Below are 7,010 nucleotides of genomic sequence, written 5' to 3' on the forward strand. Positions count from 1 at the left end.
GAGGGTCGGCAGGGATTCGTGTAAAAAGCAGCCAAAATCGACCTAAGTCACGACCGTGTAAGAACATTTTCCGGGCGCGGCGGCGCCGCTGCTGCACTAGGAGGCCGAGGCGGCCATCGCCTAGGCCCGGTATCGCTTCGACGCGCAGTTGCAGGAGCTCAACGAGGCCTTGGAGCGCACCCGGCAGGAAACGGCCGCACTGAGTACCCAGCTCCAGCGCACCGAGACCGCACTGTACGAGGAAAGGGCGGCCTATGCCGCCACCCAGGAAACTCTGGCCGTGCGGGTGACCGAAGTCGCGCAGTTGGGCGAACGCGTCGCGGGTTTGAACGCGCGCCTGGTCGAACACGAGGCCCATGCGCAATCCCGCGACGCGTTGGAGCACTACGGACCTCGGTGAAGGGGCAGCACGAGCAGGAGCAGCGCCGGCATGAGCACCAGGTGCAGGAGTTGCAGGTGGCACTGCGCCAGGCCGACGAGGCGCTGACGACCAAGAACCACGAGCCGTTGCAGCTCAACCGCGACAACAGTCAGTGGCTGGAGCGCCATGGGCGCCTCGAGCGAGAACTGGTCGAACCGAGGAAGGCGATGTCGTCTCAACCGGTGAGATCAAGGCCTCATGGCATCCATTGATACACCCACCTAACCGGATGCAGTGCAGCTATGATCTTGTGCTCAAGGGCGAATTGATGTATGAACGTCAATGAAAACGCTAAGCAAACGTGGGCACGGTGGGTGTCCATCTCGGGGTGTCCATCTCGCTGGCGTCGGCGTCCAGTTGAATCGGCGGCGCTGTCCAGTTGGCGGGTGTTTTGTATAGCCAGACAAAGAGTTCGCGCCGGCAAGTCTTTTGGCCCGGCGCCGCGAACAGCAGGCAGATGATCACGAGTTCGGATGGAGCCGGTTACAATGCCTAAACGCGAAGCCAAGATCGAGGCACGCTACGATATCGAGACCAACAGCGTCATGTTCGGTGGCTCGGAAGATTTCGATATCACCGAAATCGGCGCGCAGCAGGTGCCCTGGTGGAACCGTACCCTTTGCGCTGTCAACGACACTTGGGTCAGATTGGGTGTGATGGACGGCGACTTCCATTGGCATAAACATGACGATACCGATGAGTTTTTCCTGGCGATGGAAGGACATCTCGACATCGAGCTTGAAGACCGGATGATCAACCTCAAGCAAGGCCAGGCCTTTACAGTACCCAAGGGTGTCATGCACTGCCCGCATTCGCGCGGACGCTCGGTGGTACTGATGGTAGAACGGGCGGGTGTAGTGCCTACAGGAAGCTGAGGCGATCATTCCGCTTTTCGCAGACGTCGATCAGAGAAACCACCCGATGCCGATTGATGACCCCTGCACAGACCTGCAACCCACCCCTATTGAATTGGTTTTGATGTTAGAACCTGTTCACGATCTTCGTAGCAGCAGAGTCAGGAAGGACAAATGTATGAATTGCAGGCCTTGTATTGAGTAGACGTTCGCAGTTTTTCCATAGTCGTCTGTTCTTCTCCAGCCAAGCAAAGCTGCGCTCGACGACCCAGCGTTTGGGCATAACTTGAAGGTGTGCAGCTCGCTGTGCTTGGCGATCTGCACCGTCACGGTCTCGCCCAGGATGTCGCGCACGCCCTGCGCAAAGGGCTCACCCACATAGCTCACAGCGATGGCGTGCGGCAGCCCCTGCGCGTCCATGGCAATGTGGCGCTTGATGCCCGAGATCTTCTTGCCTGCGTCCATAACCCTTTTGGCCTGCCGTGTCGCTGTTCTTCACGCTCTGCGCGTCCACGATCAAGAGCGACGTGCAGGCGTTGCGCCCCTGTCTCAAGCGGGCCGCGCCAACCTGATTTTTGAGCGCCTGCTCCAGCAGGCTCACTCCTTCATCATCGGGCTCACTCCACTTGGCAAAGTAAGAGTGCACCGTGCGCCACTTGGGAAAGTCACTGGGCAAGGCGCGCCACTGGCAACCCGTACGCAGCAGGTACAGCACCGCACACCACACTTCGTATAGATCCACCGTTCGCGGCTTGGTGCGCTTGCGCGCTTGTTCCAGCTGCGGCCGGATCTGCTCGAACCGCGCGCGGCCCATGTCACTCGGGCGGTACGTCTTCTTGCGCATCCTGCCATTATCCAACTCTTAGGCAAGATCGTGAACAGGTTCTTAGGTTACCGAATCGATGAATCACTTCGGCCAGAGGACGCTGGCAGCCGAACGGGCCGTCACTTCAAGCAAGAAGAACTCGACCAGCCGGGATTGCAGCTTTAGGCTTAATTTGCAGCGGTTCAGACCCATCCTTGCAGCTTAAACCCGGCCTTATCTACTACAGCCCCAAAATTAATTATTTTGGGCGTTTATACACATATCTCGGCTGGATCCCATATCATCGGCGGTGGAAGCTGCTTGAGCCATATCGGCTGACGCGGCGGCCGGGCGGCCAATATCGTGGTCACCCGCCACACAACTGAGTGACGCAATGCTCGCAGAGCTTCTGCTGACTGAGTGACAGGCGGAATTACGCTGAAAGGCGCCGGTAAAGGTAGCGCCTGTTGGCCTTTTCGAAAGGACGCCAGTCCGTGTGTTGCGGGCTGGCGTCGCGACAGCGTGTTACCAGCCGAAGCCCGCGCCAGCACCGATCGAACGGTCATCACCGCTCACGGCACCGCCAATGGTCACCGTGGCGCGGTCGGAAATCGCGCGTTGGTAGCCGATCGACAATGCCGATTCGCCGTTCTGGAAACCGACACCAACGCCCAACCGGTTCTGGGTGTGCACGCCGGCTGCGCTGGTGGCCATGTTGAGCATCGCCGTACTCATCGCGCCTATCCGACTGATGCGCCTGTCCTGCTGGCCCAACCGGTTGTCGATACCCAGCAGGCGCTCATCCAATCCGCTGAAGTCGAAATTCAGTGCCTGGTTGATGGCATTGTCGGTATAGGTATTGGCCTGCTTAAGCGTGGTCGCGTTGCCGGCCTGCAGCTGGCTGACATTGACCGCATCCGTCGCCGCGGAGCCGTTGGCGACATTCACCACCCGCCGTTCCGCACCGGCGGCGCCGACGGACACGGTATTGGCCTGGTTGGCTACCGAGCCTTGCCCTAACGCCACGGCACCTGTCGCGGTGGCCGAAGCGCCTTGGCCCAGGGCGGTGCCGGACGCGGCCATGACGCTGCTATCTGCGCCCACAGCCACAGCATTAATGGCAGCCGCGGCCACGTTGCTGTTGGCACCTACCGCCGTGCTGCCGTCGGCAGCGACCTTGGCGTTGGTACCGATGGCGGTGTCGTTGGAACCCGCAGCAAAACTGCCCTCGCCAAACGCACTGGCGTTATTGCCAGTGGCTGTGCTGCTGGCGCCCGCCGCCAGGCTTTTGCTGCCGCTGGTGGCACCCCGGGTGACCTTGTTGTTGGCTTCAACCAGCGCGGCATTCGCGGTAGTCTGCGCCGCCGTCGCATTGGTATTGGCGGTGTTGGCGATGGTTTGCACGTTGTTGGCCGTGGCCTGCGCCGCAGCCGCATCGGCCACGCCCTGATTGGCCGTCGTCTGGGCGTTATCCGCGGTGGTCTGCGCCGTCGCCGCATTGGTCAGTGCAGCGTCTGCCGTGCCTTGTGCGGCGGTGGCGGTGGACTGGGCATTGTTTGCCGTGGTCTGCGCCGCAGCCGCATCGGCCACGCCTTGATTGGCAGTCGTCTGCGCCGCCGTCGCATTGGTATTGGCCGTGTTGGCGGTGGTTTGCGCGTTATTGGCAGTCGTTTGTGCTGCCCCGGCTTCGCTGAGTGCCTGACTGGCGTCGGTTCGCGCGTTGTTGGCCGTGGCCTGCGCCGCAGCGGCATCGGCCACGCCCTGATTGGCCGTCGTTTGGGCGTTATCCGCGGTGGCCTGCGCCGTCGCCGCATTGGTCAGCGCCGTGTCTGCCGTGCCTTGTGCGGCGGTGGCGGCGGTCTGCGCCGTTGCTGCATCGGCAACGCCTTGATTGGCCGTCGTCTGGGCGTTGTTGGCCAGCGTTTCTACCGCCGTGAGCTGCGTGAGGTTCACCGCATCCGTTCCCACAGTGCCGGCCGCGACATTGACTACCTGCCGCTCCGTCCCCGCGGCACCCATCGACACCGTATTGGCACGATTGGCCACCGAATTGGTACCAATGGCCACCGCATTGATCGCTGTGGCTTGCGCGCCAAAGCCGAAAGCCGACGCGTTCATAGCCGAGGCCATGCTGGTCGTGCCCAAGGCTGTGCTGCCCGCTGCGCTTGCGTCGCTGCCACGGCCAAACGCCACGGCGTTGTCGGCAATGGCCTGTGCGTTCTGGCCCACTGCAGTGCTGTCATTGCCGGTGGCATCAGCCGATTGGCCGAGCGCGGTACTGCGAAAGCCGCTGGCATAGGTGTTCTGACCGACGGCGGTGGTATTGAGGTTGGTTGCGTTCGCCAATTGTCCGACGGCGGTCGCCTGGCCGGCGTTGGCGAGGGAATCTTGGCCCAGTGCGGTGGCCTGTGCCGCGCTGGCAGTGCTGTTCTGGCCTAATGTGGTCGAATTTTGAGCGGACGCAGTGCTGCCTTGGCCCACCGCCGTACTAGCAACATTGATGGCGGCGCTGCCGGCACCGATCGCGGTGCTGTTGGCGAAGCCGGCTTGTGCATCCATGCCGATCGCAACGGTATTGGTTGCCAAGGCATCCGCACTGGAGCCCAGCGCGGTCGCACCGGTAGCGGTGGCGGTGGCTGCGTGGCCGAATGCCATTGCGTCAAGCGCGTTAGCTTGGGCTAGTACACCAAAAGCAATCGAATTTCCAACGGAAGCTCTGCTACCAACGCCAAAGGCCATGGCGTCGGCCCCAATGGCTAGGGCGTTAGCGCCAAAGGCCATGGCGTTGACTGCACCGGCTCTTGCTCCGGGGCCAAATGCGATGGAATCTGTGTCGCTGGCCTGGGATGCACCACCGATGGAGATACTGCGCAAACCATTCGCTATGGTTCGTTCATTGGAATCGAAAACACCGTTTCCGTTGAGATCCACCCAACCACCGACCGCAAGGCTATTGACACCCGTAGCCTGGCTTTGGGTACCCACTGCGGTGGCGCCCGCGGCGCCGGCGTTAGCTAGAGATCCCAAGGCCGTCGAATTGCCAGCGGAAGCAATGGCATTGGTGCCGCACGAGAAGGATCCGGTGCCGGTCGCATTGGCACCGCCGCCGCCGCCTGTTGTGATGGCGCATATACTTTGGGCCGCCGCAGGCAGCGGCGCCACCAGTGGCGCTGCGATACTCAAGGCCAGCCAGTAGCTGGCCGATCGGCGATAGCGGGACGGAAGTTTCGGCGAGGTAAACCGTAAGGTGCTTGCACCCTCGTGTGCACCAAAATCGACCTCTTGATGCTGGACCCAGCCCAGCAATGTCTGCAGTGCACAGCCAATCTTCGGCGCTATCGACTCTACAGTGGCCCACACGGAGGGGGAATCGCCGCGGTGCTCCTGCACTAGCCGCACGGCGCGTTCACGTACTTCAGGGGGAAACTTGCTCGACTTGTTCATGGTTTCATCTTCTAAAAAGAGTTTAAGTCCGGGCGGTTCACCCGGGCTCTGAGGAGGCGGTTTTGCTTAATTTATGCTGCCACGGGGTAGCGTGTAACTGAATCGCCCCGTCCGTAGGCATTGGTGATTAAACCAGCCCGTCCACTCCAAGGTTTTCCGCGGCGCTCGTCGTCGTCGCGGCGGCGAGTCAGCCCGACATTGTACTGTGCGTTGATCGTTTCTGCGTGCACGTATTATGAACGGCCGCCCTTGCTGTCCACGGATGGTTCACAATGACCGGCCGTCACGATTCACAAGGCTCAGGTCGTCACCGTTGATAGGGCTTACCTGCTGGCGACCCCGGCATGAATAGGAGCCCGGCCCATGTCAATATGACCCGGCATCGCGAGGCCGCGACCCTGTTTGCCGGTGCCGACGACTTCACCTACCGACGCGCCGGCCGCCTGGTCGAGCATGGCGCAGCGTCCTACGAGAACAACCCGGAGAACCGACCGAGCTACTTTGCCACCTTGGGAAACAACTAAGGGCGAGCGGCACGCCATTTGGGGCGCCGATCTTGAGCGCGCCATTGCGGCCAGCGGCGCGAAGCGCGGCGAGCGCATCGGCCATCGCCGCCGTGCAGAAGAACCTGGTGGGGGCGCGCTACTGGTCGTGGCGATCCTGTTCCTGTTGCTGGGCAACCTGCGCGCCGCGCTGATCACCGCGGCGGTGATGCCGGTCACGATGCTGCTGACCATGACTATGCAGGAGCTCATCCCCTTGCGGTAGTGTTCTGATTTCCACCTTCGGCTCTATTTCAGTATCCTCATGGAACACGAAGGTGCGGATTATAAAGTGCAAGGGCGATTCAGCCTGAGTAAATTGCAATCAAATAAAAAAGGAAATCCCATGAAGTTGATCCATTGTTTCGAGGTTCCGCCGGGGCGCGAAGACGAGTTTGTTCAGGGTTGGAACCGACTGACGAAAATCCTCCAAGGCGCAGACGGGTACATCGGCACCGAATTTTACCGCAAGACCGCCGATGTCGGCAGATTTGCATTTATCAATGTCGCTGAATGGCGTGACGAGGAGGCTTGGCGGGCCGCGGTGGCGTCCGAGATATTCCAAGCCCAGCTTGAACTGATGACCGACTTCACGGGCTACCCGGGGCTGTATGAGTTAGCCTACGAAGAGACAGCAGTTAGTTGACTGAACCGCCCCGGGCGGTTCAGTCCAGATTTCCGGAGCCAGCTCTCTACTGTCGTGGTCAAGTTGAGCGTCGGCAGGGATTCGTGCAAAAAACTGAATAACATCCAACCATTTTGCATGTCAGATGTTTATTCGTCGAACAAGTCCGCGTGAGTGCCTGTGCGCACTTAGGGATGCTCTGAATAACGAGCTTCGAGGCCTGAATTCTCGGGCCAGGCTCGATGTGCGACCGACTGACACCTAAGATTGATTATGTTGTGCTGTTTTGGAGGCGCCAGCGGGCACCTCCAGACGGATT

General features: G+C 60.8%; 6 protein-coding genes and 4 pseudogenes. 5 read left to right on the forward strand and 5 right to left on the reverse strand.

The window, feature by feature from the left end; translation table 11 throughout:
• A partial coding sequence (locus ACRESJ_RS00885; protein WP_431756192.1) for a hypothetical protein occupies window positions 1-358 on the reverse strand: 358 nt, incomplete at its 3' end.
• A 98-nt stretch (window positions 359-456) separates the two neighbouring features.
• Between ACRESJ_RS00885 and ACRESJ_RS00890 the strand changes: the two genes are divergently transcribed.
• Window positions 457-633 (forward strand): hypothetical protein, encoded by a 177-nt coding sequence (locus ACRESJ_RS00890; RefSeq protein WP_431756193.1) that lies wholly within the window; start codon window positions 457-459, stop codon window positions 631-633.
• 276 nt (window positions 634-909) lie between these two features.
• Complete coding sequence (locus tag ACRESJ_RS00895) at window positions 910-1,296, forward strand: cupin domain-containing protein (protein ID WP_431756194.1); 387 nt, start codon at window positions 910-912, stop codon at window positions 1,294-1,296.
• 117 nt (window positions 1,297-1,413) lie between these two features.
• On the opposite strand, the pseudogene ACRESJ_RS00900 reads toward ACRESJ_RS00895, so the two are convergent.
• The 4 genes and pseudogenes from ACRESJ_RS00900 to ACRESJ_RS00915 all read right to left on the reverse strand — a co-directional run.
• A pseudogene (locus tag ACRESJ_RS00900) lies at window positions 1,414-2,119 on the reverse strand (IS5 family transposase).
• Between the two features lie 75 nt (window positions 2,120-2,194).
• Window positions 2,195-2,293: pseudogene (locus tag ACRESJ_RS00905) on the reverse strand (IS1595 family transposase); the annotation flags it as partial.
• 312 nt (window positions 2,294-2,605) lie between these two features.
• Entirely contained in the window at window positions 2,606-5,242 is a 2,637-nt protein-coding gene (locus ACRESJ_RS00910; protein ID WP_431756197.1) for a YadA family autotransporter adhesin, read from the reverse strand.
• A gap of 84 nt (window positions 5,243-5,326) precedes the next feature.
• A pseudogene (locus ACRESJ_RS00915) lies at window positions 5,327-5,524 on the reverse strand (IS3 family transposase); the annotation flags it as partial.
• A 344-nt stretch (window positions 5,525-5,868) separates the two neighbouring features.
• Between ACRESJ_RS00915 and ACRESJ_RS00920 the strand changes: the two are divergent.
• The 3 genes and pseudogenes from ACRESJ_RS00920 (at window position 5,869) to ACRESJ_RS00930 (ending at window position 6,712) form a co-directional block, all read left to right on the forward strand.
• Window positions 5,869-6,048, forward strand: a complete 180-nt coding sequence (locus ACRESJ_RS00920; RefSeq protein ID WP_431756195.1) for a hypothetical protein — start codon at window positions 5,869-5,871, stop codon at window positions 6,046-6,048.
• 80 nt (window positions 6,049-6,128) lie between these two features.
• Window positions 6,129-6,265, forward strand: a pseudogene (locus tag ACRESJ_RS00925) (efflux RND transporter permease subunit); the annotation flags it as partial.
• 147 nt (window positions 6,266-6,412) lie between these two features.
• Complete coding sequence (locus ACRESJ_RS00930; protein WP_431756196.1) at window positions 6,413-6,712, forward strand: antibiotic biosynthesis monooxygenase family protein; 300 nt, start codon at window positions 6,413-6,415, stop codon at window positions 6,710-6,712.
• Window positions 6,713-7,010: the final 298 nt, after the last annotated feature.

It is taken from the genome of Pseudomonas sp., assembly GCF_050739655.1.
Taxonomy (GTDB): Bacteria; Pseudomonadota; Gammaproteobacteria; order Pseudomonadales; family Pseudomonadaceae; genus Aquipseudomonas.

Bases quoted from the DNA above. Each gene is read 5' to 3' on its own strand.
- ACRESJ_RS00930 (WP_431756196.1), top strand. From the start codon at position 6,413: ATGAAGTTGATCCATTGTTTCGAGGTTCCGCCGGGGCGCGAAGACGAG.
- ACRESJ_RS00895 (WP_431756194.1), top strand. From the start codon at position 910: ATGCCTAAACGCGAAGCCAAGATCGAGGCACGCTACGATATCGAGACC.
- ACRESJ_RS00920 (WP_431756195.1), top strand. From the start codon at position 5,869: ATGAATAGGAGCCCGGCCCATGTCAATATGACCCGGCATCGCGAGGCC.